Raw genomic sequence first — 23,464 nt, 5'->3', positions numbered from 1 at the left:
CCAACCCTCCCCACCCCCAGCCCCCACCCCGCCCGCAGACGCTAAGCCAGCCCCGCTCAGCTCGGCCGGCCGCCCCGCTTGATCCGGCTCGCCTGCCGGCCCTGGGCGCTCCTGAGCTTCCACTCGCGGGTCACCGCCGCCCGCATCCGGGCGTCGGTCTTGGCGACGATGCGCTCGTTCTCCCGCAGGAGCTTGCGGTAGCTCGTCAGTCGACGGTCCGACAGCACCCCGTCCTCCAGGGCGGCGAGGACCGCGCACCCCGGCTCCGCCGTGTGGGCGCAGTCGTGGAAACGGCACTGTTCGGCGAGCGCCTCGATCTCGGCGAAGACCTGTCCGACGCCGGTCCCGGCGTCCCAGAGCCCGACGCCCCGCAGTCCGGGGGTGTCGATGAGTACGCCACCGGCGGGCAGCACCAGGAGGTTACGGGTCGTGGTGGTGTGCCGGCCCTTGCCGTCGACGTCACGGATCGCCTGCACCTCCATCGCGTCCTCGCCGAGCAGCGCGTTGGCGAGGGTCGACTTGCCGGCGCCCGACGCCCCGATGAGCACACTCGTACCGTCCGAGAGCAGGGTGGTGAGTTCCTCGATCCCCTCCCCCGTCTCCGAACTGACGGCGAGCACCCGCACGCCGGGCGCCGTGTTCCCGACGTCCTCGACGAGATGGGCGAGCACGGCCGGGTCGTCGACCAGGTCGGCCTTGGTGAGCACGAGCAGCGGTACGGCGCCGCTCTCCCAGCCGAGCGCCAGGAATCGTTCGACGCGCCCCAGATCGAGTTCGGCCTGGGCGGAGACCGCGATGACGGCGTGGTCGACGTTGGCGGCGAGGATCTGGCCCTCGGAGCGCTGCGAGGACGTCGACCGTACGAAGGCCGTCCTGCGCGGCAGCAGGGTCCGTACGTACCGCGGGTCGCCGCCGGGGTCGACGGCCACCCAGTCGCCGGTGCACACCACACTCATCGGATCGCGCGGCACGACGAACTCCGTGTCGGCGCGGACCATTCCCGCCGCGGTGACGACGTCGCACAGGCCGCGGTCGACCCGGGTCACCCGGCCGAGCAGCAGACCCCGCGCCGCGTACGGCGCGAACCGCGCGTCCCACTCCTCGTCCCATCCGTAGGGGACCAGGGCGTGCGACGGGGAAGAAGCCTCGGCGGAAGGGGAGTTGAAAGGAGCGGAGCTGGAAGCTGTTGAGTTGGGGACAGCGGAGAAAGACAAGGGGGAACCCTTCAGGGGGGTGGCCCCGGCACGCGCACTCAGGCGCGCAGGTGGAATGAGATCAGCCGGAGACCACGGGAGTGAACTTGATGAACTTCCGGATGCGAGCAGCGCTCGTCGCAACAACAGCCATCGGTCACACCTCCCTGATCACACTTCGGCACACCTGAACAGCGGCTTCAACCAACGGCCGCCGTCCGCAACGCATCGACCATAACCGGGCCACCTCAGTCCGCGCCACGTATTTATGAGGCGTCAGACGAAGCGGAGAGCCGTCCGGCTGGGCGCCTGTCCGCGCTCCCTTTCCCGGAAATCGCTCGATGGTATAATGGTATTACATTAATGCCTACGTTGAGAGGGGCCGCTCGATGCTGTGCCATGCCCAGCGACGTTGCCCTCGACGGGCGCCCGGCGTCGCCGGACCGTCCGCCGCCGCCCCGCGTCCCCTTCTCGTTCCCCCCTCCAGGAGGTCCCGGTGAGCAACGGGACGCTCATCGTGGGCGCGAGCCAGGCCGGGCTCCAACTAGCCGTCTCCCTAAGGCAATTGGGTGACACCGAACCGATCACCCTGGTCGGCGAGGAGGACCATCCGCCCTACCAGCGGCCTCCGCTGTCCAAGGAGTTCCTCACCGGCGAGGCGACCGCCGAGTCCCTGGCCTTCCGTTCGGACGCCTTCTACACCGACTCCGACATCCGGCTCGTACGCGGGGAGCGGGTCAGCGAGTTGGCCCTGTCCGCCACCAACTCCGCCAACCCCGCCGGCCCCGCCAACCCCGCCGGATCGGGTACGGCCGTCACGGCGTCGGGGCGCTCGCTGCCGTTCGACCGCCTGGCACTCACCGTCGGGGCGGGTCCCCGGCGGCTCGCCGTGCCCGGGTCCGACCTCGGCGGGATCTGCTACCTGCGGGACCGTGACGACGCGGTGGACCTGCGGGCACAACTCACCCACGCCCATCGGGTCGTTGTGGTCGGCGGCGGATTCATCGGCCTCGAAGCCGCCGCTGTCGCCCGGGCGCTCGGCAAGAGTGTCACCGTCGTCGAGGCCGCTGACCGGCTGATCCAGCGAGCCGTGGCACCGGTCGTCTCGGAGTTCTACCGGCAGGCGCATCTGCGGCGCGGCACCGAACTGCTCCTGTCCGCCCAGGTGTCGGGCTTCGACGGGGCCGGCGGACAGGTGACCGGGGTGCGGCTCACCGACGGCCGGCAGGTCCCTGCCGATCTCGTCCTGGTCGGCGTGGGGGTCGTCCCGCGCACCGAACTCGCGACGGGTCTCGGTCTGGAGTGTGACGGCGGTATCGTCGTCGACTCCCACGCGCGCACCAGCGATCCCGCCGTTGTGGCGGCGGGCGACTGCACCGTACAGCCGCATCCGATGACGGGACTGGGCAGAGTACGGCTGGAGTCGGTGCAGAACGCCGTCGCCCAGGCGGGCACAGCGGCGGCGACGCTCCTCGGCACCCTCCGGAACACCCGGACGGTGCCGTGGTTCTGGTCGTACCAGGGTGACCTCAAGCTCCAGATCGCCGGGCTCTCCGCCGGCTACGACAGTTATGTCGTACGCGGCGAGCCGGACTCGGAGCGGTTCTCGGTCCTCTACTACCGGGAGGACCAACTCCTGGCGGTGGACGCCGTCAACAACCCGTCCGACTACATGGCCGTACGGAAGGCGCTGTCGCAGGACGCGACCATTCCGGCGGCGCGGGCCGGGGACGCCGCCACTCCGCTGAAGACGCTCTTCGCCGCGCGCGGCGACGCGGTCGGGGCGAGCTGAAAGAGCGTTCATCCCGTCAGGAGCACAACGAGGGGACCGGCGGCGGTGGCTTCGGCTCCGCCGCCGGTCCCCTTCTCCTCCGCACTGTCAATTCCCCGCCGACCGGCCCTAGATGACCGCCGCTTCCAGCGATTCGGGCGCGAACAGCTCCTCGGGGGTCCATCGGCGCCGCGACAGCCCCTGCTCGTGGTGGTAGCGCAGGAACGTCGACAGGTTCTCGTGGTTGGCGCCCCCGACGCCGTACGACCAGTAGTCGTCCCCGAGGAGCGCCCGCGCCTCCTCCAACTGCGGGGTCAGCCAGGGCAGCATGAAGCGCAGCGCCGAGGTGTCGTAAAGGCTCGCGTACGCCTGGTTCTTGGCGGCGAGCAGCGACTTGTACAGCGACTGCGCGACCCACGGGTACTGCTCGTAGACGTCGCGCCGGATCACGACCACATGCATGATCGGGAAGATGCCCGTCTGCGCGTAGTAGTCCTTCTCGCTGGCGACGACATCGGGGAACACCCGCCGGACCCGCGGGTCGCCGGCGGCGAACGGGCTCGGGACGCGCGGTGTGCACAGGGCGTCGATCTCGCCCGCGGCCAGCATGGCGGCCAGTGTCGCGTCGGACGGGATGGGGCTGATCTTCACCGAGTCCGGGAGGGCCACCTTCGCCTTCTCGATGCGCCCGGCTGTCTCCTGACCACCCGTCAGGTACGTGACGGAGTCGAACGGTACGTTGTGCCGGTCCGCCAGGATGCCGCGCATCCATACACACGCGGTGAGTTGGTACTCCGGTGTGCCCACCACCTTGCCGCGCAGGTCCTCCGGGGAGGAGATGCCCGAGTCGGCGTGGCAGTAGAGCGCGCCGTGCCGGAACATCCGGGAGGTGTAGACCGGCAGCGCCACGAAGGGCGACGGGTCGGCGTTGAGGGACAGGACGTACGAGGACAGCGACATCTCCGCCACCTCGAACTCCTGGTGGCGCATCATCCGGAAGAACGTCTCCTCGACGGGCAGCCGGAGGTAGGTCAGATCGATCCCGTCGGGCTGGATCGTCCCTTCGTACAGGGCGCGTGTGCGGTCGTAGTCGCCACAGGCGAAGGTCAGTCGCAGTCGGGACATGGGGTGTTACCTGCCTTCCGAATTCAGTCGCGCGTCCAGGCGGGGGTAGACGCGCCTGACATTTCCCTCGAAGACCTTGTGCGACTGTTCGTCGGTGAGGCCTGCCCGTTCGATGTACTGCTTGGTGTCGTCCCAGGCGATGCCGGTCTCCGGGTCCACACCACGGACAGCGCCCAGCATCTCGGAGGCGAAGAGGACGTTGTCGGTGTCAATGACCTTGTGCAGCAGGTCGATGCCCGGCTGGTGGTAGACACAGGTGTCGAAGAAGACGTTCCGCATCAGGTGTTCCGCCGGGTCGGGCCGGCCCATCCGGACGGCGAGGCCCCGGTAGCGCCCCCAGTGGTACGGGACAGCGCCGCCGCCGTGCGGGATGACGAACCGCAGGGCCGGGAAGCGGTCGAACAGGTCGTGCTGGACGAGCTGCATGAACACCGAGGTGTCGGCGTTGAGATAGTGCGCGCCGAGTGTGTGGAAGCTCGGGTTGCAGGACGTCGAGACATGAATCATCGCGGGTACGTCCAGCTCCACCAGCACCTCGTACAGCGGGAACCAGTACGGGTCGGTGAGCGGCGGCGAGTTCCAGAACCCGCCGGACGGGTCGGGGTTGAGGTTGCAGCCGACAAAGCCGAGGGTCTCCACGCACCGGCGCAGCTCGGCGATCACGTCGTCGAGTGTGCCGTTCGGTGTCTGGGGGAGCTGGCACACTCCGGCGAAGTGCTGCGGGAAGAGTCCGGTCACCCGGTGGATCAGGTCGTTGCTGACCTGCGCCCAGACGCGGGCGGTCGCGGGGTCCGTGACATGGTGTTCCATCCCGGAGGCCTTGGGAGAGAAGAGCATCAGGTCGCCGCCGCGCTCGCGCAACACCTTGAGCTGGTGGTTCTCGACGCTCTCGCGGATCTCGTCGTCGCTGATGGCGGCCGGTTCGGGCACAGGCAGCGAGGGGTCGGCGAGCCGGGCGAGCTGGGCGTCGCGGAAACGCTGGTGCTGGGGCGGGGCCGTGGTGTAGTGGCCGTGGCAGTCAATGATCAGGGGCATGGATTCGGGGTCCTCGTTCCGTCAGTGGCGTGGCCTTCGAGCCTGCGGACGGGCTCAGCCGCGACCGGAACGGCCCTCGGGCGACCGGTCCACGTAGGTCAGGCCCTTGCGCTCCAGCCGCTCGCGCATCTTGTTGACGTCCAGGCCGAGTTCACCGCTCCCGTACCGCGCGCGCGACACCGCTTCCTTCTCCTCCCGCGCACGGGAACTCTCGACGACCTGGGCGGCCCGGGCGCGCGGTACGACCACCGCACCGTCGTCGTCGGCGACGATCACATCGCCCGGCTCGATGTACTGACCGGCGCAGACCAGCGGGGTGTTGACCTCGCCGAGGGTCTCCTTGACGGTGCCGAACGCGCAGATGTGCCGCGCCCATACGGGAAAGCCCATCCGCTTCAGATCAGCCACGTCACGGCAGCCGGCGTCGATGATCAGGCCGCTGACACCGCGCGCGGCGGCGGAGGTGGCGAGCAGATCGCCGAAGTACCCGGCGTCCGAAGGGGAGGTGGGCGCGACAACGAGGATGTCACCCTCCCGGCACTGCTCGATCGCGACGTGCAGCATCCAGTTGTCGCCCGGCGGCACACTGACGGTCACCGCTGTCCCGGCGATGTGCGCGCCGGAGTAGACCGGGCGCAGCGCGGGGTCGAGCAGACCGGTGCGGCCCTGGGCCTCGTGCACGGTGGCGACCCCGTATCCGGCGAGTCCGGCGACGGCCTCCCGCTCGGCGCGGAGCGGGTCGCGTACGACGATGCCGCTCATGCGGTCTCCATCCAGGGCAGCAGGGAGACATGCATGGCGTCCTCGCCGCTCTCGCCGCCGACGGTGCGGATGGCCCGGTCGGTGTCCTGGAGGCCGAAGGTGTGGGTGCTCAGCTTCTCCAGTGGGAAACGGCCCGATGCGAGCTGTTCCAGGGCGAGTTCGCAGGCGCGGTAGCTGTGTCCCCGGGCGCTCTTCATGGCGATGGACTTCTCGGTGAGCTTCTTCATCGGGAAGTCGGGGAACGCGGCCAGCTCGCCCTGGACGACCATGGTGCCCTCGCGGCGCTTGAGCGCGTCAATACCGAGCAGGACAGGGGCGGTTCCGGCGCCGGCCGTGCAGTCCAGCACGACGTCGACGCCCCGGCCGCCGGTCAGCTCCATGATCCGGGCCAGTGCGTCCTCCTCGGTCACGTCGATGACGGCGTCCGCACCGAGTTCCACGGCCATGGCGAGCCGCGCCGCGTCCCGGGTCGTACCGCTGACGATGATGAGCGAGGCGCCGGCCTGCTTGCAGGCGACGACCTGGGACAGACCCTGCTGTCCCGGGCCCTGGATGAGGACCGTGGAGGCGTACCCGACGCCCGCCGTGACCAACGCCCATTCGATGCCGTTCGACAACGGCGTGACCAGACCGGCCAGTTCGGCGGACACCCCGTCGGGCACCCGGTGGGTCACCGAGTTCCACGGCAGGTAGAGGTACTGCGAGAAGCCGCCCCACAGGTTGTACTGGTTGTCCGACGACGTGTAGCCGTAGCGGCGGGCGTCGGGGTTGGTGCGCCAGTCGGTCGCCTCGCAGTGGCGGTACTCGCCCTGGTGACACCAGTCGCAGCGGAAGCAGCCGACGTAGTGCTCGGCGAAGATGCGGTCGCCCTCGACGAGGCCCTTGCGCTCGGTGAACTCGCGGCCCGCTTTCGCGATGACACCGACATTCTCGTGCCCCATGATCACCGGGTCGGGGAAGGGCGGCTTGCCGTACATCTTCACGTCGGTGCCGCAGATCCCGGCGACCTCGACCTTGAGCAGAGCCCCGTCGGCCGGTATGTCCGGCATCGGGAATTCACGCAGTTCGGTCGTGCCCGGGGCCGTCCTGACCGCTGCCAGCACCTGCTCTGCCATGACCTCTCCTCATCCTCGGGGGTGTCCGGATGGCACAGTACTCTATGGACTGATGGACTGACCATGCTACCTTTCTGCGCGCAGAACGGCCCCTGCCGCGCGGTCGGCCGCCCCGCCGTCCGCGCGGTCCGCCTGTCCCCTTTTCCCGCCTTTCCGCCCATCCTCCTTCCGCCTTTCAGCCCGCCAAGAGAGAGTCGAGCAGACGACATGGCCGAACCTCAGCTCAGGACCGTGACCCGCACCCAGGGCAACAACGAGGCGCTGAAAACCGGCGCGGTCGAGCCGCACGGCTTCCGCTTCGCGTTCGAGGAGGTGCCCGTACTGGTCCATGCCTTCCGCCGGATGGTGCGCGGTCTTGAGTTCGACATCAGCGAGATGGCGCTCACCACCTACCTGGTGGCGAAGGAGCACGGCGCGCGCTTCACCGCCGTACCCGCGTTCCTGGTACGTGGTTTCCACCACGGCGCGATCCTCCACAACCCCGCTTCGGGGATCTCAGGACCCAAGGACCTGGAGGGCCGCAGGGTCGGGGTGAGCCGCGGCTACACGGTCACCACAGGCGTATGGGCGCGGTCCGTCCTGCGGGACGAGTACGGCGTCGACCTCAGCCGGATCACCTGGGTGCTGTCGGGCGACGAGCATGTGGCCGGGTACCGGCCGCCGTCGAATGTCGTGGCCGCGGAGGGCGATCGCTCGCTGGAGGAGATGCTGATCGACGGCGATCTGGCCGCCACCGTCGGGGTGAACTCGGACGCCCCCGAGCTGGCACCGCTGATCCCGCGTCCGCAGGAGGCGGGCTTCGCCGCGCTCACCGGGCGCGGGCTGTACCCGATCAACCACCTGGTGGTGGTGAAGGACGAACTGCTCAAGGAGAGGCCGGAGTTGGGGGCCGATGTGTTCGACGCCTTCGCCCGGTCCAAGCAGATGTACGTCGACCGCCTGCGCGGCGGCGCCGTGGAGTCGCCGACCGCGACCGACCGTATGTACCGGCAGGTGATGGAGCTGACCGGCGCGGACCCGCTGCCGTACGGGATCGCCCCCAACCGGGCGGTGCTGGAGGCCCTGATGCGCCATGCCGTGGACCAGCGCATTCTGTCGCGTCCGATGGAGCTGGACGGGTTGTTCGCCGAGACCACGCGCGAACTGACCGCGTAGAGCGCGCGGAGCGGCCTGTTCACGCTCGGGGCACACGGACACACCGGCACACGAACACACCGACGTCAGGAGACACCATGCGTATCGCCATCGCCGCCGATCACAACGGCGTCGCTCTGAAGAGCCGTCTCACCGCGTGGCTGACGGCACACGGCCACACCGTCGACGATCGCGGCGATCACAGCGGCGCGCAGGTGGTGGACTACCCGCCGCTGTGCGTCGACGTCTGCGGGCAGGTGATCGAGGGGCCGGCGGACCGGGGGATCGTGCTGGGCGGCAGCGGCCTGGGCGAGACCATCGCGTGCAACAAGATACGAGGGGTGCGCGCGGGGCTCTGCCACGACCTGTGGAGCACCCGGATCTCACGCGGGAACAACGACTCCAACGTTCTTGTCCTGGCCGCGAAGGTACTGGCTCCGGAGACCGCCGACGAGATCGTGGCCGCCTGGCTGGAGACCCCGTTCAAGGGCGGTGTGCATCAGCGGCGCATCGACCAGATCGCGGCACTGGAGCAGGGCCCGCGGGCCTGAGGCACCAAAGAGGTGCCCGGCCGGAGCACGCGCACCGGCCGGGCACCCCCTCTTCTGACGTCTCGTCGGATTCACACCCTGCCAAGGAACTCCAGGATCCTGCCAGGGGCGTTGGCCTCGGTCTGCTCCGCCACCGGCATGTCCCAGTACTCGGCCAGCGGAAGGCACTCCTGCAAGTACCGCGCGGCTGATGGGGCGTGCGACTCGTCCTGTCCCGGCACCACGAGCGCCGGGATGTCGAGCCCCAGCAGGTCTTCGGGCTCCGCACCGGGCACCGTGTCCCGGTCGAACAGCAGCCGCACCATCGCGCCGACCGTCGTCAGGTAGCGTCCGGCGTCGGCCCGCGCGTAACGGCCCGCGAAATCAGCGTCGTTACGGATGGCCCCGGCCCAGGGCCCGACCCGGGGGTCGGCGGTGAAGCCCGCCTCGGAGCCAAGCGCCAGCGATACGACCTGGTCGAGCCCGTGCTCCTCGGCGTAGGCGAGGTGCCGCAGGAACCGCGCGTGCTGTTTCATCCGGTACTTCACCCCGCCGGCCGGCGAGTACAGCACCATGCTCAGCACCCGGTCGGGGTGGGCCACCGCGAGCGCGGCAGCGGTGGAGCAGCCGACGCAGCCGCCCATCAAGTGGGCCCGCCCGATGTCGAGATGGTCCAGGAGGCCGACGCCCTGCCTGACGTAGTCGGCCCAGGAGATCCGCTCCACCCGCCCCCCTGACCTGCCGGACTCACGGCGGTCGAAGGTGACGCAGGTGTACTGCTCCGTCAGCCGGCCGAGCAGCCCCAGCCGGCGGTAGATCCCCACCGTCCGCCAGCTTTCGAGGGTGGAGTCGAAGCCGCCCGGGGAGAACATCAGCAGTGGCGGGCCCGAGCCCGCCACCTCGTAGCGAGTGACGATGCCGTCAATGACGGTGGTGGGCATGGGGGTTACTCCTCTCCCCCGCCGGACCGTTTCCGGTTCACGGGGCGGGGCGGGGCGGTACGGGGATGCCGCCGGGGATCTGACGCGCCGCCCGTACGTCGTCGGCGTACGCCGTCATCGCGTCGAGCGTGATCCGGGCGACGTTGGCATAGGTGTCGGGCGGGTTGTCGATCGCCGCCGCCGAGTAGCCGATGGCCGCGTGGGCCATCCGCATCCGGCCGTCGAGCCAGGGGCCGCCGCCGAAGCCGCCGACGACGGGGATGGAGACGGCGCGGGCGACCGCCTCGCCCACGACGGGGCCCGAGTTGGTGAAGTTCAGCAGCGCGGCGCCCGCCTCCTCCAGCCGTTTGGCCTCCTCGACGAGCGCGTCCTTCATCGCTTCGGGGATCTGGTCGGCGGCGGAGGGGATCGCGTTGTACTCGACCCCGTACCGCAGTGCGGTCTGCGGGGTGATCCCGAACTGCGCGAACACCGGGATGCCCGCGCGGGTGACGGCCGTTACGGCGTCGGGGAAGTCGGAGGCACCGTCGAGTTTGACCATGTCGACCCCCGCCTCCTTGACGAAGCGGACGGCGGCGCGCACCGCGCTGTCCGTGCCCTCCTGGAGGGGGCCGAAGGGGAAGTCGGCGCTGACCAGGGCGCGGCGCACACCACGCCGTACCGCTTGGGTGACCACGAGCATCTGCTCCATGGTGACCTCGAAGGGATTCGACTGTCCCCACAGGTTCATGCCGACGGTGTCGCCGACCGAGACGATGTCGACACCGGCCCGGTCCACGATGCGGGCGATCTGGTAGTCCCAGGCCACCACGCCGACGATCTTGGTGCCCTCGTCCTTCATCCGCTGAAGGGAGCGCAGGCTGACCTTGTCAGACGTATTGCCCATAGTGCCTTGCTTCTCTCTGTCGTGGTCCTGTCGTCGTGAGAACGGCCGGTACGGGCGGGACCGCCGGAGCCGCGAAAGCGGCCGATCGGCGGTCCCGGTCCCTCGCCCCTCCGCTCCTCGCCCCTCTGCTCCTCGCCTCTCAGACTCTGAGCGCGGTGAGCAGTTCGAACACATCGCTCTCGTCGGCGGACAGCAGCAGCACCCGGGCGTACGGCCGCAGGGCGGCGACCGCGTCGTCCGCCTCGAAGCCCTCGCCCAGCACCACACCGGCCGTCGTGATGCCTCTCCTGCCGCACTCCCGGCCGATGGCGGCGGCAGCGCTCCGTCCGCCGTCCTCCGTGGCGAGCACCACCACCACGTCGGCGCCGGCCAGTACGTCGCCGAGCCGCGTCGGCGGACCGTCGAGCGCGCAGAGCGCCACCGCGTCCGCCGGTTCGCCGGACCGCCCGGCCTCGTACGCCGTCTCACTGGTGTAGAACCTGGCGTTGGCCCAGGTCCTGGTCGCGAGGTGGCGCATGACCCCGGCGGCCCTGCCGTCCAGTGCGATGACGCGCGGGGCCCTGGCCGGTGCGATGGGCGCCTTGATCCGGAACCGCGACTCGGCCGCCGAGGTCGCCCGTGCGCACTCGCTCTGATACATCGGATACGCCGGTGAGGCCGCCATGTCAGACCGACGCCTGGGGGACGCCCGGTGTGACCGTGACCGCGTCGCGGCAGGAGTCGAGGAAGGACTCCGCCTGCGGCAGGACCACGGCGGCCGAACGGACCCTGTGGTGCGCGGGATCCACGCCGGGAGGCGTCACGCCCTCGTCCCGCAGGGCGATCACGGCCTTGCGCAGCTTCTGACGGGCCTTGATGATCCCGCTGTCGGCCGGTACGAGCCGCTCCCTGCTGCGGTCCACGATCGGACCCATGCTCTCCTGGAGCGAGGCGTCCTGCATGGCGATGCCCGCCACACCGGAGTACGTGTCCCCGCGCCGCTGGGCCTCACGGTCGATCAGGTAGTCGTTGTCCATGTTGGCCTCGGGCCGGAAGGTGCCGGGGATGTTCTTGCTGTGGACCCCGTGCCCGTCGAGCATGGCCTGCCGTTCCACCTCCGTCAGCGCGCGGACCGGGTGGTAGTCGAACGAGTACGTCCAGCAGTTCTCGTCGTCGATCGGCACCCAGAAGTGGCCGTGCACCGGGTGGTCGCCGCGCGGCGGCACCATCGTGAAGGCCGGCATCACCCAGGGCGTGATCCGCCAGTAGTAGGTGCCCTCCTCGGCGTTGCGGCGGGCGCCCACGAAGAGGCCCCCTTCGCTGTCGGCGACCTCGAAGAACGGCTTGGTGTCCTTCATGTTGTACTCGTTGCCCTTGGCTCCCTTGAACAGCGGATCGGTCTTCAGGCCGCCGGAGTGCAGGAAGGTGACATGGCTGGAGTCGATGCCGCCCTCGAACGCCTGGAGCCAGTTGCTCTGCTGGAAGCGCTTGGAGGTGTACGTCTGCTCCGGCGGGACCTGGGCGAACTCGAACTCCGGCAACTCCGGCTGGGTCGCCGGGTCTCCCATGTACGTCCACAGCAGGTCGCCGATCTTGACCAGCGGGTAGGCGGTGAGCTTGACGTTCTGACAGAAGCTGCTGTTGTCGGCCTCCGAGGGGACCTCTATCGCCTGGCCGGTGACGTCGTACTTCCAGCCGTGGTACGGGCAGCGCAGCCCTGATCCCTCGTTACGGCCGAACCACAGCGAGGCGCCGCGGTGTGCGCAGAACTCGTCGACCAGACCGTACCGTCCGTCGCTGTCGCGGAAGGCGACCATGCGCTCGGACAGCAGCTTGACCCGTACGGGCGGGCAGTCGTTCTCGGAGAGCTCGTCGGCGTGCAGGGCCGGAATCCAGTACTGCCGGAACAGATTCCCCATCGGTGTCCCGGGCCCGGTCTGCGTCAGGAGCTCGTTGATCTCTTGTCTTAGCACGGCCGTTTCCCTTTCAGGTACTGACCCGTCACCGGGGTGGCGACATCGGTGTGTTCGCGGTGGGTTCGAGGCACCACCGGTCGGAGAGCGGGGGCTCTCCCTTGGACGGTCGCGGGGCGCCGCGCCGCTGAAGTGTGGTTACGGGGCGGCCGGCGCGCGGCCGGGCCGGTCCGGGGCGGGACGGGCCCGTGGTCGGGCCTGGTGTCCGGCGTACCGGCTACGAGTGCTCCGGAGGAACCTCGACGATCAGGCCGCCGAGGGCCTCCGTGACCCGGATCTGACAGGAGAGGCGACTGGTGGGGCGCCGCTCCTCCACCGCGAGGTCGAGGAGGTCGTCCTCCATCTCGTTCGGGGGGCCGACGAGCGGCGCGAACTCCTCGCGGACCCACACATGGCAGGTCGCGCAGGAACAGTTTCCGCCGCACTCGGCGAGAATGCCGGGCACTCCGTTTTTCACCGCGGCTGACATGACCGAGTCACCGACCGCCGCGTCGACGGTGTGTTCGGGACCGGCACTGCCGACAAAGGTCACCTTGGGCAAGGTCCCTACTTCCTCTCACGGTTGGACATTCCCGGAGCAACGGACACGGCAGCGAGTACGCGGTCCCTTGGTCTGTCCATTAGACCAGATGGTGCCCGAGTGAACAAGCGTCCATACCCGAGGGAGGCGGCGGGCCACGTGCCGGACGGGATCGCGGGGGTGGCAGCGCACCTGACGGAGGGTCGGTGACCGGCCCCGGCAACAATCGGCGCATGCGCACACTGATCCTTCTCCGCCACGGCGAGAGCGAGTGGAACTCCAAGAACCTGTTCACCGGGTGGGCCGATGTCGACCTGACCCCGGCCGGCGAGGCCCAGGCGCGGCACGCCGGACGGCTGCTGCGGGCCGCCGGTGCGCTCCCGACCGCGGCGCACACCTCCGTACTGACCCGTGCCGTACGCACCGGCACCCTCGCGCTCGAATCGGCGGGCCGGGCCTGGGTCCCCACCGGCCGGCACTGGCGGCTGAACGAGCGGCACTACGGCGCGTTGCAGGGCCAGGACAAGGGCGAGGTCCTGCGTACGTACGGCGAGGAGCTGTTCCAGCTCTGGCGCCGCTCGTACGACACTCCCCCACCCCCGGCGGAACGCGGCGGCGAGTGGGACGTCTCGGACGACCCCCGGTACGCGGGGCTGCCCCGCGACCTGCTGCCACGGACCGAGTCCCTCGCCGATGTCCGCGCCCGGCTGCTTCCCTACTGGCACGACGCGATCGCGCCCGGCCTGCGCGCCGGAGCGACAGTGCTGGTCGTGGCGCACAGCAACTCGCTGCGCGCGCTGGTCGCGCACCTCGACGGCCTGAGCCACGAGGAGGTCATGACACTGAACATCCCCACCGGGATCCCGCTGCGCTACGAACTCGACGAGCGGCTGGTCCCCGCCGAGCGCGGTGGCCGCTACCTGGAACCGGAACAGGCGGCCGTGGCCGTCCGGGCGGTGGCCGACGAGGGCCACTGATCCGTACGGGCCGGTCAGCCGGGCCACGGACGGCGCCGTTCTGGTTCGTTGACACGTACATATGCTGGACTTATGGTTCTACCAATCCGCTGCGGCCCCGCCTGCCCGCCCTCCGGGGGCCACCCACAGAGCCGGCCGCATGTGTTCCGCCCACCTCTGTGACGTAATGACGTGACGCCGACCAGGAAGGGCCGTTGCATGGCCAAGGACGCGATTGTCAACGAGAATCTCGCGGCGAAGTTCGCCACGGAGAAGGAATCTCCGTACACCCGCTGGGTCGCCGCCGAGGGGCTGGACATCATCGCCGCCCACTACGTGCGCGATCTGCGGACGGTCGAACTCAAGCCGTGGGAACGGCGCGGCGGCCGCGGTGTGTTCATCAACCACGAGGCGACCCGTACCTCCAACGACTGCTACGTCTGCGAGATCCCGGCGGGCGGCAAACTGGCGCCGCAGCGCCAGCTCTTCGAGGAGATGATCCTCATCCTCGAAGGCCAGGGGTCCACCAAGGTGTGGAACGACGCCGGCGCCGAGGTCACCTTCGAGTGGGCGGCGGGCTCGCTGTTCGCCATCCCGCTGAACGCCAACCACCAGCACTTCAACGGGTCGGGGCAGAAGACGGCGCGGTTCGTCTCCTCCACGAACATGCCCCCGATCATCAATCTCTACGACGACGTCGACTTCGTGTTCAACACACCGAAGGACTTCCCCGACCGCTTCAACGGGGAGCCGGACTACTTCTCCCCCAACGGCGAGCAGAAGGGCCTGCTCCTCGACACCAACTTCGTCGCAGACGCGGCCAACCTGCCGCTGATCGAGGCGAAGGAGCGCGGCGCCGGCGGCGGGCACATCCGCTTCGCGATGGCCAAGGGCTCGATGAACAGCCATATCTCGCAGTTCCCGATCGCCACCTACAAGAAGGGCCACAAGCACGGCCCCGGCGCCCACGTCATCATGCTCTCCGGCGAGGGTTACAGCCTGATGTGGCCGGAGGGCGAGGAGCCGCAGCGCTACGAGTGGGGTGTCGGCACCCTGATCGTCCCGCCGAACATGTGGTACCACCAGCACTTCAACACCGGTACCGAGCCGAGCCGTTACCTCGCCTTCAAGCACGAGGTGGTCTCGGTGCGCAACGCCCAGGGCGTGCCGAAGGCCTGGATCAGCGAGCGTATCGGCGGCGACCAGATCGACTACGCGGACGAGTCGCCGTATGTGCGGGAGACCTTCCGCGAGGCGCTGGCCAAGCAGGGTCTGGAGCCGCGGATGGACGCCGTGTACGAGGCGGAGATCCCGACGCTCGCGCCCAAGCCGTAAGGACTCGCGCCCGCCGGTCACCGCTCTCCGACCGTCCGTCACCCGTGCGGCCCGCCTCTTCCCCAGCGGGCCGCACGTCGTCGTCCGGTCGCGGTTCGGTCCGGGTGCCGGAATCCGTCCAGCGACCACGATGAGGAGTACGAGCGTGAGCAACGCCGGTGCGCACAGCAGCGACCACGAACACGGCCACCACCACACACACGGGCACGATCACAGGCAGGGCCATGAACACGATGTGCGCACCGTCTACTCGGCGTACTCCCCCGACCATGACCACGACCACGACGACGAGGCGCTGAGCCCGCTGGAGGACAACCCGATCTGGCAGCAGGACAACGTCAAGCTGCACAGCGTCGGGATGGACATCGGGTCATCCGGCACCCAGGTCGTCTTCTCCCGGCTGCATCTGCGCCGGATCAGCGAGGACCTGACCAGCCGCTACATCGTCGTCCACCGGGAGACCGTCTTCAGGTCCCCGGTCGAGCTGACCCCGTACGCGAGCGCCGAGCACATCGACGCCGAGGCGCTGGGCTCGATCATCGACCGGGCCTACACGGCCGCCGACGTCGATCCGGCGGATGTCGACACCGGGGTGGTGATCCTCACCGGCGAGGCGCTGCGCCGTACGAACGCGTCGGCGATCGCCGGCATCCTCGCCGAACGCGGGGGCGAACTGGTCAACGCGACGGCGGGCCACCACATGGAGGCCATGCTCGCCGCGTACGGCTCGGGCGCGGCCAAGCGCTCGTACGACACCGGTCTTCGCATCCTCAATGTCGACATCGGCGGCGGTACGACCAAGCTCGCGGTGCTGGAGGGCGGCCGGATCGTCACCACGGCGGCCGTGCACATCGGCGGCCGGCTCCAGGTCGTCGACGACGGTGACCGGATCGTCAGGCTCGACCCGGCGGGCCGTGCGCACGCGCTCCGGGCTGGCTACGACTGGGAGCTGGGCGCCGCGGCACACGCCGACGAGATCGAGAAGGTGGCCGAGACCATGGCGGACACCCTCGTCAGCGCCCTCACCACCGACCCGCTTCCCGGGGATGTCGAGCGGCTGTTCCTGACCGACCCGCTCGCCGCGACAGGGCCGTTCGACGGTGTGATGTTCTCCGGCGGGGTCGGTGAGTACGTCTACGGGCGGGAGACCCGGCAGTTCGGCGACCTCGGCGGTCCGCTGGGCCGCGCCCTGCGCCGCCGAGTGGACTCCGGCGCGCTGCCGTACCCGCTGCTGGAGGCCGGCGAGTGCATGCGCGCCACCGCGCTGGGCGCGTCCGAGTACAGCGTCCAGCTCAGCGGCAACACCGGCTACATCTCCAGCCCCGACGCGCTGCTGCCGCGCCGTAACCTCCAGGTCATCAGGCCGGAGTACACCCTCGGGGAGAGCGTCGACCCGACGGCCGTCGCCGAGGCGGTCCGCCATCACCTCGTCGTGCTCGACGTGGCACAGACCGACGCCGACATCGCCCTGGCGATGTCGTGGAGCGGCCTGCCGAGTTACGACCGGCTGCTGCCCTTCGCGCGCGGGCTCAGGGACGGTCTCGCCGAGCGGATCGCACGGGACAGGCCGGTCTACGTGATGCTCGACGGGGATGTCGCCATGACGCTCGGCACACTGCTCCGGGAGGAGTTGGGGGTCGCCTGCGATCTGCTCGTCATCGACGGGCTGAGTCTGCGCGATTTCGACTACATCGACATCGGACGAGTCCGCTTCCCGTCCAACACCGTGCCCGTCACCATCAAGTCGCTCGTGTTCAGCGAGGATCCCCGGCAGGTTCAGGTGTCCGCCTCCTGATCCTGTGCGCGCGATCGCTTTACGGGGGCGTCGAACACGCGTAATGATCTACCGGGCAGCTCTGCCACTACGAGGCTGAGAGGTCGAGGTGTCCCTGTCGAGCAGAATCGTCGAAAGGGTTTCGGCCGTGCACGCCGCATCATGGAGACCCGCTTTCCCCTCGCCGGGGTCGGCCTGGAGCACGCTGTGAGCTGCCCCGGGCGATGTCCGAGGTCTCCGCCACCCCACGTACCGCCATGCCGCACCACCGCGACAGAGGGAACCACCGCCGGACTCGCGCGAAGGTCACCACCAGCACACCCCGCTGATGAAGCCGTCAAGCGGTGGGTACGGAGGCCGGCGCACCGCCCGACACCCGGGCACCCGGCGATCCGACGCCCGGATAACCGACGCCCGGCGCGCCGGCTCCACGCGCCTCCCCCGCTCCCCTCGCACCAGCCGCCGCTTCAGGCGAAACGTCACTGCCTGGCGCCTCACCGCGACGCCGCCGGACCGCACCGGCCGGCGCCCCCTGCCGCTTCCCGCGCGGCCCTTCCCTTTCTCCGGACCCCTCCGGCGACTCCCGAGACGTACCTCTCGGGGTAGCCCGACAGGCGCACGGACGCTCAACGGACGCACAGTGTGTGCCGGTGCGCCCGTACACCGGTGTGTCCGGGCACTGACGGCGCGTCACCTCCCGCGGGCGGCCCTCTTCCGCCTGCCCGAACCCGGGCCGCCCCGTCGGACACACGGACACACGGGCACACTCCGACCGGTGCCCGCCGCCCGGGAGATGGTGCCGGAGCGCCGGGAAGAACCGCCACCACCCCCCTGACCGGCCGGATCGCCCTGCCCGGGCGCGGAAAAGGCACCCTCCGGCCCGGCGCACGGGCCCGTCTTCCAGCGGTAACAATGAGGTAACACTACTGTCAGTTGGTTAGACCATAAGACCGAAGCTCGTGTTTCATGCAATGACCAAACCCCCGGCCACCGGAAGGTGAAAGCCATGCGGGACGACAACCGGCACGGCGTACGGGTGTTACGGAGGATCCGCGGCTCGACAACCGCGGGCCCCGACCTCCTCCCCGTTCCACGACCGAGCCCCGGCCGCGGCCCGGCCCTCCTCTCTCACGTCCGGCGCTCTTCCCTCTGAAGACACCGTCCGGCTTTCGTTTTAGGAGTGTGCGATGCGTCTTGGTGTCCTAACCGCCGGCCTCCTGGCCGTCAGCCTCACCCTCGTGAGCTGCGGCTCGTCGCCCACGACGGCCGCCCCCGGCCAGCCCCCCGCAGGGGGAGGAGCCGACCCCTACTCCGCCTACGACTCACTGACCGGGACGCAGCGGACCCAGAAGCTGCTCGCCGACGCCAAGAAGCAGGGCGGGGTGCTGGACCTCTACACCTCCAACACCGACATCCAGGACCTGGTCGACGGCTTCAAGAAGGCCTACCCCGGCATCAAGGTCAACGCCTTCCGGGCCAACTCCGAGACCGTCCTCCAGCGGGCGCTCCAGGAGAATCAGGCCAACAAGCCGCAGAACGACGTCATCGACACCAACGACCTCGAACTGCGCGCACTGGACAGCCAGAAGCTGCTGCACCCGTACGACGGTCCGGCCAAGGCCGGTCTGCGGGACACGGCGAAGGGCCTCGGCGGATGGACGGCCGAGCGCTTCAACGCCTTTGTCGTCGGCTGGAACACCTCGCTGGTCCCGCCCGGCCAGGAGCCGAAGAGCTTCGCCGAGCTCGCCGAGCCCAAGTGGAAGGGCAAGCTCTCCGTGGAGATCGGCGACTGGGACTGGTACGCGTCGATGTACACGTACCTGACCGAGGAGAAAGGGATGAGCAAGGCCGCCGCCGACTCCTTCTTCAAGAAGCTCGTCAGCAACGTCAAGGTGACCAAGGGCCACACCGTACAGGGCGAACTCCTCAGCGCCGGACAGTTCTCCGTCGCCCTCTCGGTCTACAGCCACACCGTCGACAAGGCGGCCAAGCTGGGCGCTCCGGTGGCCTGGCGGCCGGCGGTGGACCCGGTGATCCTGCGGCCCAACGGCGTCGGCCTGATGGCCCACCCCCGCCATGCCGCCGCCGCGCTGCTCTGGACCGACTGGGTGCTCAGCGACGGCCAGAAGATCATCGCCAAGTCGCTGCGGATCCCGGCGGCCAAGTCCGTCCCCGGGTACAAGGACCCGATTCCGGCCGGCACCACCACGTACAGCCTCTCCAAGACCGCCGAGACCGACACCAAGAAGTGGAACGCCGACTACGACGCTCTCCTGCGCGGAGTCCCCAAGGCCGGCTGAGCCCACACCTATTTTTCGCACCTCTTCAGGAGAGCACTCGTATGAGGACCCGTAACTTGACTCTCGCCGTGTCCGGCCTGCTGGTCGCGGCCCTGACCGCGGGATGCGGCGGCGCCCTGCCAAGCTCGTCGAACGGTCAGGCCGACGCCACCTACGCCCAGATCGCCAAACTTCCCAAGGACCAGCAGCGCGCCAAGGCGAAGGAGCTGGCCAAGCAGGAGGGGAACATCCTCTCCCTCTACACCTCGATGACCGCGGACATCGCCACCCCGATAGCGAACGCCTTCGAGAAGGCGACCGGCATCCATGTCAGCGTCTTCCGCGGCAACTCCGAGACGGTCCTCCAGCGGACCATGCAGGAGGAGGGCGCCAAGCGTCCGGGGGCCGACGCCGTCGAGACCAACTTCCTGGAGATGACCGCCCTCTCCGACAACGGCTTCCTGGTGGACTACAACGGCTCGGCCCTCGACAAGGTGGAGCCGACCGGCAAGTTCGCCCACTGGACGGCGAGCCGGCTCAACATCTTCCAGCCGGCCTGGAACACCTCGCTGATCAAGCCCGGTATGGAGCCGACGAGCTGGGAGGACCTGGCGCTGCCGAAGTACAAGGGCAAGATCACGCTTGAGGTCAGCGACAGCGACTGGTTCGAGAACGTCACCAAGTACTGGCTGTCGCACGGCAAGACCCAGGCCCAGGTCGACGCGTTGTGGAAGGCCATCGTCGCCAACTCCAAGGTGGCGAAGGGACACACCACGATGATGCAGTTCCTCACGGCGGGCCAGACGCCGATGGAGGCGATGAACTACACCTACATCACCGACAGGGCGGCCGAGAAGGGCGCGCCCGTCGCCCACCTGCCGGCGAACAAGAAGTCGACGGTGCCCGCCTTCGGCCGGCCGAACGGCGTCGGCATGATCAAGGGCGCCCAGCATCCCGCCGCGGCCTGGCTGTTCTACGACTGGCTGCTGACGGACGGCCAGAAGGTACTGGTCGACCAGGGCCTCACCCCCTCGACGAAGGTCCCCGGCGACAAGAGCCTCGACGGGATCACGCTCGTCCCCTTCGACGTGAAGGGCCTGAGCGAGAAGAACGGCAACTGGGACAAGAAGTACGACGAACTGCTGCGCGGCGTCGCCACGGTCGGGAAGTGATCGCGGATGGCACTCGCACCTCCTCCCACCACGTCCGACGCCCGGAAGCCGGGGACCGGCCCCGGCCCTGACGAGCCCGCGACGCCCGGCCGGCTCGCACGGTTGGTACGCCGCCCGCTCTCCTTCCAGACCCTGCTGGTCGGCGGCGCCGTCATCATCGTCGGCTACCTCGCCCTCGTACCGCTCGGCTACCTCTTCCACGACACGTTCCTGAGCGGCAACGGCGGAGTGTCCTTCGGCGCCTTCTCGCGCGCCTACGGCGGCAACTCCCAGTCCGGCACGATGCTGCTCAACTCGATGTGGTTCGCCGTCGGTTCGGCGGCCCTCGCGCTGATACTGGGCACCGTGCTCGCCTACGTACAGGTCCGCACGGACACCCCGTTCAAGGGGCTGTTCTTCGCGGCCTCGCTGGTGCCGCTCATCGTGCCCGGCATCCTCTACGCGACCTCGTGGATCTTCCTCGGTGACCCGTCGAGCGGAATCCTCAACTCCCTGGTCTTCAAGCCGCTGTTCGGCGCGACCCCGATCAACATCTACAGCCTCTGGGGCATGATCTGGGTGCAGGGCCTGCACCTGGCCCCGGTCGCCTTCCTCCTCATGGTCGCCGCCTTCCGCGCGATGGACCCCTCGCTGGAGGAGTCGGCCGCGATGTCGGGAGCCGGCAGGGGCATCATCCTGTGGCGCATCACGCTCCCGCTGCTGCGTCCCGCGATGGTCTCCTCCGCCCTCCTGATGTTCGTGCAGTCGCTGGAGAGCTTCGAGGTGCCGGGACTGCTGGGGCTCCAGAACGGCATCTACGTCTTCACCAGCCGGATCTACTTCGTCCTGCGGGCCTACCCCGTCGACTACGGCTCGGCCGGCGCGTACGCCATCGGGCTGCTGGTCATCGCGGCGGCCGGGGTGCTGCTGTCGAGCTGGCTCCAGCGCTCGTCGCGCAACTACCAGACGGTGACCGGCAAGGCGTTCCGCCCCCGGCCCGTGGAGCTGGGGCGCGCCAGGCCGTTCGTCGGCGGCGCGGTGATCCTGTACTTCCTGTTCACGGTGCTGCTTCCGGTCGCCGTACTCGTCTACGCGTCGCTGCTCAAGTTCTACGCGGCTCCGTCGCGCAAGGCCCTGAGCACCATGACGCTGGACAACTACCGGCAGGTCCTGCACATGCCGCTGGCGTTCACGGCGCTGAAGAACTCCCTGCTGCTGGGGGTCGGGGCGGCGACCCTGGTCATGGTGCTGACCGCCGTGGTGTCGTGGGTGGTCCTGCGTACCAGGGCGCGCGGGCGGCGCCTGCTCGACATGCTCGCCTTCACCCCCATCGTGATCCCCGGGCTCGTCCTCGGACTCGCCCTGTCGTTCGTCTACCTGCGGGTGCCGCTGCCGATCTACGGCACGCTGCTGATCCTGCTGATCGCCTACTGCACGCGCTATCTGCCGTACGGCATGCGCTACTCCTCGGCGGCGATGGCCCAGATGTCACCGGAGCTGGAGGAGTCGGCGGCGGTCTCCGGGGCCTCCTGGTTCCAGACGTTCCGGCGCATCCTGCTGCCGCTGATGAGCAGCGGCATCCTGGCCGGCTGGGTCTACATCCTCGTGGTGTCCTTCCGCGAACTCTCCAGCACGATCCTGCTCTACAGCCCGGGCAAGGAGGTGCTCTCGGTCCTGATCTGGGAGCAGTTCGAGAACGGCCAGTTCACCACTCTCGCCGCGCTCGGCGTCTGCATGGTCCTGATCCTCATGCTGCTCGTCTCCATTGCCTACCGCTTCGGCGCCCGGTTCGGGCTGCAGAGCGACTCCACGAACTAGCGAAGGAATTTCAGGGATGCTGACTGTCGATTCCCTCACCAAGAGCTACGACGAGTCCGCCGGGCGCAAGTCCCGCAAGGGCTCCGACACCACCCGCACCTATGCCGTCGGCGGGGTCGACTTCGACGTCCAGGACGGCGAGTTGTTCACCCTGCTCGGCCCGTCCGGCTGCGGCAAGACCACCACCCTGCGCTCCGTCGCCGGGCTCGAACGGCCGACGGACGGCCGGGTGACCCTCGGCGGACGGGTGCTCTTCGACGCCAAGAAGGGTGTCAACCTCAAGGCGAACCGCCGCGGCTTCGGCATGGTCTTCCAGTCGTACGCGATCTGGCCGCACATGTCGGTCTTCAAGAACGTCTCGTTCCCGCTCGAAGTGATGCCCCGGGCCAAGCGGCCGGGACGCAAGGAGATCGAGGAGCGCGTCGAGCGCGTGCTGAACGTGATCGAGCTGGGCGCGTACGCCGACCGGGCCGCCACCAAACTCTCCGGCGGCCAGCAGCAGCGCCTCGCGCTCGCCCGCGCCCTGGTGACCCAGCCCGAGCTGATGCTGCTCGACGAGCCGCTGTCCAACCTCGACGCCAAGCTGCGCGAGACCATGCGCTTCGAACTCAAGCGGCTACAGCGGGAGTTGCACCTCACCGCGATCTATGTGACGCACGACCAGTCCGAGGCTCTGGTGATGTCCAACCGGATCGCCGTGATGAACAAGGGCCGGATCGAGCAGATCGGCAAGCCGCGCGAGATCTACACCAAGCCGGCCACCCGGTTCGTGGCCGAGTTCATCGGCACCTCCAACTTCATGGAGGGAAAGGTCATTTCGGTGAAGGGCGACGAGGTGATCTCCGAGACGAGCCAGGGACGGCTGGTCGCCCGGCAGGTCGTGAAGGCACCCGCGGTGGGCGAGACGGTCCTGATCTCGATCCGCCCCGAGTGTGTCGGCATCTCCACGACCCGGCGCGGCGACGTGCCCAACGAGTGGTCGGGCAAGGTGCTGACCCGCGCCTTCCTCGGAGACGTCGTGGACCACATCGCTGGTGTCGACGGCATCGAGGTCCGCAGCCGTTCCAACCCGACGGTGTCGATCCAGCCCGGCACCGACGTCCACCTGACCGTCGACCCGGACAACGTGACACTCGTACCCGTCGACTGAATCCGTCTCCGCCGCCCGGCCGGCACACGGCCGTACG

At 69.2% G+C, this 23,464-nt stretch carries 20 protein-coding genes; 10 read left to right on the top strand and 10 right to left on the bottom strand.

Annotation, left to right across the window (positions count from 1 at the left end; all coding sequences use genetic code 11):
• Positions 1 to 56: 56 nt before the first annotated feature.
• On the bottom strand, positions 57 to 1,124 hold the full coding sequence (rsgA, locus tag QR77_RS33675) for a ribosome small subunit-dependent GTPase A (RefSeq protein WP_052489778.1): 1,068 nt from the start codon (positions 1,122 to 1,124) through the stop codon (positions 57 to 59).
• Between the two features lie 565 nt (positions 1,125 to 1,689).
• On the opposite strand from rsgA, the gene QR77_RS33670 reads away from it, so the two are divergent.
• Positions 1,690 to 2,985, top strand: coding sequence for an FAD-dependent oxidoreductase (locus QR77_RS33670; RefSeq protein WP_040025821.1), 1,296 nt, complete (start codon positions 1,690 to 1,692; stop codon positions 2,983 to 2,985).
• 108 nt (positions 2,986 to 3,093) lie between these two features.
• Here the strand turns inward: QR77_RS33670 and QR77_RS33665 are convergent, their stop codons facing one another.
• From QR77_RS33665 to QR77_RS33650, 4 genes are read right to left on the bottom strand one after another with little or no spacing between them, the layout of a single operon-like run.
• On the bottom strand, positions 3,094 to 4,089 hold the full coding sequence (locus tag QR77_RS33665; RefSeq protein WP_040025820.1) for a 4,5-dihydroxyphthalate decarboxylase: 996 nt from the start codon (positions 4,087 to 4,089) through the stop codon (positions 3,094 to 3,096).
• Between the two features lie 6 nt (positions 4,090 to 4,095).
• Positions 4,096 to 5,118 (bottom strand): amidohydrolase family protein, encoded by a 1,023-nt coding sequence (locus QR77_RS33660; protein ID WP_040029094.1) that lies wholly within the window; start codon positions 5,116 to 5,118, stop codon positions 4,096 to 4,098.
• Between the two features lie 60 nt (positions 5,119 to 5,178).
• Positions 5,179 to 5,886, bottom strand: a complete 708-nt coding sequence (locus QR77_RS33655; RefSeq protein ID WP_040025819.1) for a 4-carboxy-4-hydroxy-2-oxoadipate aldolase/oxaloacetate decarboxylase — start codon at positions 5,884 to 5,886, stop codon at positions 5,179 to 5,181.
• On the bottom strand, positions 5,883 to 7,001 hold the full coding sequence (locus QR77_RS33650; protein ID WP_040025818.1) for a zinc-binding dehydrogenase: 1,119 nt from the start codon (positions 6,999 to 7,001) through the stop codon (positions 5,883 to 5,885). The genes QR77_RS33655 and QR77_RS33650 overlap by 4 nt, the downstream gene beginning before the upstream one ends.
• Positions 7,002 to 7,208: 207 nt before the next feature.
• On the opposite strand from QR77_RS33650, the gene QR77_RS33645 reads away from it, so the two are divergent.
• Together QR77_RS33645 and QR77_RS33640 are read left to right on the top strand one after the other, a co-directional pair.
• Complete coding sequence (locus QR77_RS33645) at positions 7,209 to 8,156, top strand: ABC transporter substrate-binding protein (protein ID WP_040025817.1); 948 nt, start codon at positions 7,209 to 7,211, stop codon at positions 8,154 to 8,156.
• 77 nt (positions 8,157 to 8,233) lie between these two features.
• Positions 8,234 to 8,686: an RpiB/LacA/LacB family sugar-phosphate isomerase gene (locus QR77_RS33640; RefSeq protein WP_173476391.1), complete on the top strand. Its 453-nt coding sequence runs from the start codon at positions 8,234 to 8,236 to the stop codon at positions 8,684 to 8,686.
• A gap of 71 nt (positions 8,687 to 8,757) precedes the next feature.
• Here the strand turns inward: QR77_RS33640 and QR77_RS33635 are convergent, their stop codons facing one another.
• The 5 genes from QR77_RS33635 to QR77_RS33615 form a co-directional block, all read right to left on the bottom strand.
• Positions 8,758 to 9,606 (bottom strand): alpha/beta hydrolase, encoded by an 849-nt coding sequence (locus QR77_RS33635; RefSeq protein ID WP_040025816.1) that lies wholly within the window; start codon positions 9,604 to 9,606, stop codon positions 8,758 to 8,760.
• 37 nt (positions 9,607 to 9,643) lie between these two features.
• Positions 9,644 to 10,492, bottom strand: a complete 849-nt coding sequence (locus tag QR77_RS33630; protein WP_040025815.1) for a 3-methyl-2-oxobutanoate hydroxymethyltransferase — start codon at positions 10,490 to 10,492, stop codon at positions 9,644 to 9,646.
• Between the two features lie 139 nt (positions 10,493 to 10,631).
• The gene (locus tag QR77_RS33625; protein WP_040025814.1) at positions 10,632 to 11,156 is read right to left on the bottom strand and encodes a hypothetical protein; all 525 of its coding nucleotides are present in this window, start codon (positions 11,154 to 11,156) and stop codon (positions 10,632 to 10,634) included.
• A 1-nt stretch (position 11,157) separates the two neighbouring features.
• Entirely contained in the window at positions 11,158 to 12,444 is a 1,287-nt protein-coding gene (locus tag QR77_RS33620; RefSeq protein WP_040025813.1) for an aromatic ring-hydroxylating dioxygenase subunit alpha, read from the bottom strand.
• A 217-nt stretch (positions 12,445 to 12,661) separates the two neighbouring features.
• Complete coding sequence (locus QR77_RS33615) at positions 12,662 to 12,985, bottom strand: 2Fe-2S iron-sulfur cluster-binding protein (RefSeq protein ID WP_040025811.1); 324 nt, start codon at positions 12,983 to 12,985, stop codon at positions 12,662 to 12,664.
• Positions 12,986 to 13,197: 212 nt separating this feature from the next.
• On the opposite strand from QR77_RS33615, the gene QR77_RS33610 reads away from it, so the two are divergent.
• The 7 genes from QR77_RS33610 (at position 13,198) to QR77_RS33580 (ending at position 23,427) form a co-directional block, all read left to right on the top strand.
• Positions 13,198 to 13,941, top strand: coding sequence for a 2,3-bisphosphoglycerate-dependent phosphoglycerate mutase (locus tag QR77_RS33610; RefSeq protein WP_040029092.1), 744 nt, complete (start codon positions 13,198 to 13,200; stop codon positions 13,939 to 13,941).
• Positions 13,942 to 14,139: 198 nt separating this feature from the next.
• Positions 14,140 to 15,255, top strand: a complete 1,116-nt coding sequence (locus QR77_RS33605; RefSeq protein WP_040025809.1) for an ethanolamine ammonia lyase-activating protein — start codon at positions 14,140 to 14,142, stop codon at positions 15,253 to 15,255.
• Positions 15,256 to 15,400: 145 nt separating this feature from the next.
• A complete protein-coding gene (locus QR77_RS33600) occupies positions 15,401 to 17,050 on the top strand; it encodes an ethanolamine ammonia-lyase reactivating factor EutA (RefSeq protein ID WP_236710923.1) in 1,650 nt (549 codons plus the stop codon).
• A 1,166-nt stretch (positions 17,051 to 18,216) separates the two neighbouring features.
• Positions 18,217 to 19,329, top strand: coding sequence for an extracellular solute-binding protein (locus tag QR77_RS33595; protein WP_040025808.1), 1,113 nt, complete (start codon positions 18,217 to 18,219; stop codon positions 19,327 to 19,329).
• A gap of 41 nt (positions 19,330 to 19,370) precedes the next feature.
• A complete protein-coding gene (locus QR77_RS33590) occupies positions 19,371 to 20,480 on the top strand; it encodes an extracellular solute-binding protein (RefSeq protein WP_040025806.1) in 1,110 nt (369 codons plus the stop codon).
• A gap of 6 nt (positions 20,481 to 20,486) precedes the next feature.
• Positions 20,487 to 22,277, top strand: a complete 1,791-nt coding sequence (locus QR77_RS33585; RefSeq protein WP_040025805.1) for an iron ABC transporter permease — start codon at positions 20,487 to 20,489, stop codon at positions 22,275 to 22,277.
• A gap of 16 nt (positions 22,278 to 22,293) precedes the next feature.
• Positions 22,294 to 23,427: an ABC transporter ATP-binding protein gene (locus tag QR77_RS33580; protein WP_040025804.1), complete on the top strand. Its 1,134-nt coding sequence runs from the start codon at positions 22,294 to 22,296 to the stop codon at positions 23,425 to 23,427.
• The last annotated feature ends 37 nt before the right edge of the window (positions 23,428 to 23,464 follow it).

The organism is Streptomyces sp. 150FB (genome assembly GCF_000818195.1).
Classification (GTDB): domain Bacteria; phylum Actinomycetota; class Actinomycetes; order Streptomycetales; family Streptomycetaceae; genus Streptomyces.
Note: the sequence above shows the minus strand (reverse complement) of the source record. Positions and strands in the feature narration are given on the sequence as shown.

Excerpts from the sequence above, each read along its gene's own strand:
- QR77_RS33610 (WP_040029092.1), top strand. The coding sequence starts at position 13,198 with ATGCGCACACTGATCCTTCTCCGCCACGGCGAGAGCGAGTGGAACTCC.
- QR77_RS33655 (WP_040025819.1), bottom strand. The coding sequence starts at position 5,886 with ATGAGCGGCATCGTCGTACGCGACCCGCTCCGCGCCGAGCGGGAGGCC.
- QR77_RS33595 (WP_040025808.1), top strand. The coding sequence starts at position 18,217 with ATGCGTCTTGGTGTCCTAACCGCCGGCCTCCTGGCCGTCAGCCTCACC.
- QR77_RS33635 (WP_040025816.1), bottom strand. The coding sequence starts at position 9,606 with ATGCCCACCACCGTCATTGACGGCATCGTCACTCGCTACGAGGTGGCG.
- QR77_RS33605 (WP_040025809.1), top strand. The coding sequence starts at position 14,140 with ATGGCCAAGGACGCGATTGTCAACGAGAATCTCGCGGCGAAGTTCGCC.
- QR77_RS33650 (WP_040025818.1), bottom strand. The coding sequence starts at position 7,001 with ATGGCAGAGCAGGTGCTGGCAGCGGTCAGGACGGCCCCGGGCACGACC.
- QR77_RS33625 (WP_040025814.1), bottom strand. The coding sequence starts at position 11,156 with ATGGCGGCCTCACCGGCGTATCCGATGTATCAGAGCGAGTGCGCACGG.
- QR77_RS33590 (WP_040025806.1), top strand. The coding sequence starts at position 19,371 with ATGAGGACCCGTAACTTGACTCTCGCCGTGTCCGGCCTGCTGGTCGCG.
- QR77_RS33630 (WP_040025815.1), bottom strand. The coding sequence starts at position 10,492 with ATGGGCAATACGTCTGACAAGGTCAGCCTGCGCTCCCTTCAGCGGATG.
- QR77_RS33585 (WP_040025805.1), top strand. The coding sequence starts at position 20,487 with ATGGCACTCGCACCTCCTCCCACCACGTCCGACGCCCGGAAGCCGGGG.
- QR77_RS33665 (WP_040025820.1), bottom strand. The coding sequence starts at position 4,089 with ATGTCCCGACTGCGACTGACCTTCGCCTGTGGCGACTACGACCGCACA.
- QR77_RS33580 (WP_040025804.1), top strand. The coding sequence starts at position 22,294 with ATGCTGACTGTCGATTCCCTCACCAAGAGCTACGACGAGTCCGCCGGG.
- QR77_RS33645 (WP_040025817.1), top strand. The coding sequence starts at position 7,209 with ATGGCCGAACCTCAGCTCAGGACCGTGACCCGCACCCAGGGCAACAAC.
- QR77_RS33640 (WP_173476391.1), top strand. The coding sequence starts at position 8,234 with ATGCGTATCGCCATCGCCGCCGATCACAACGGCGTCGCTCTGAAGAGC.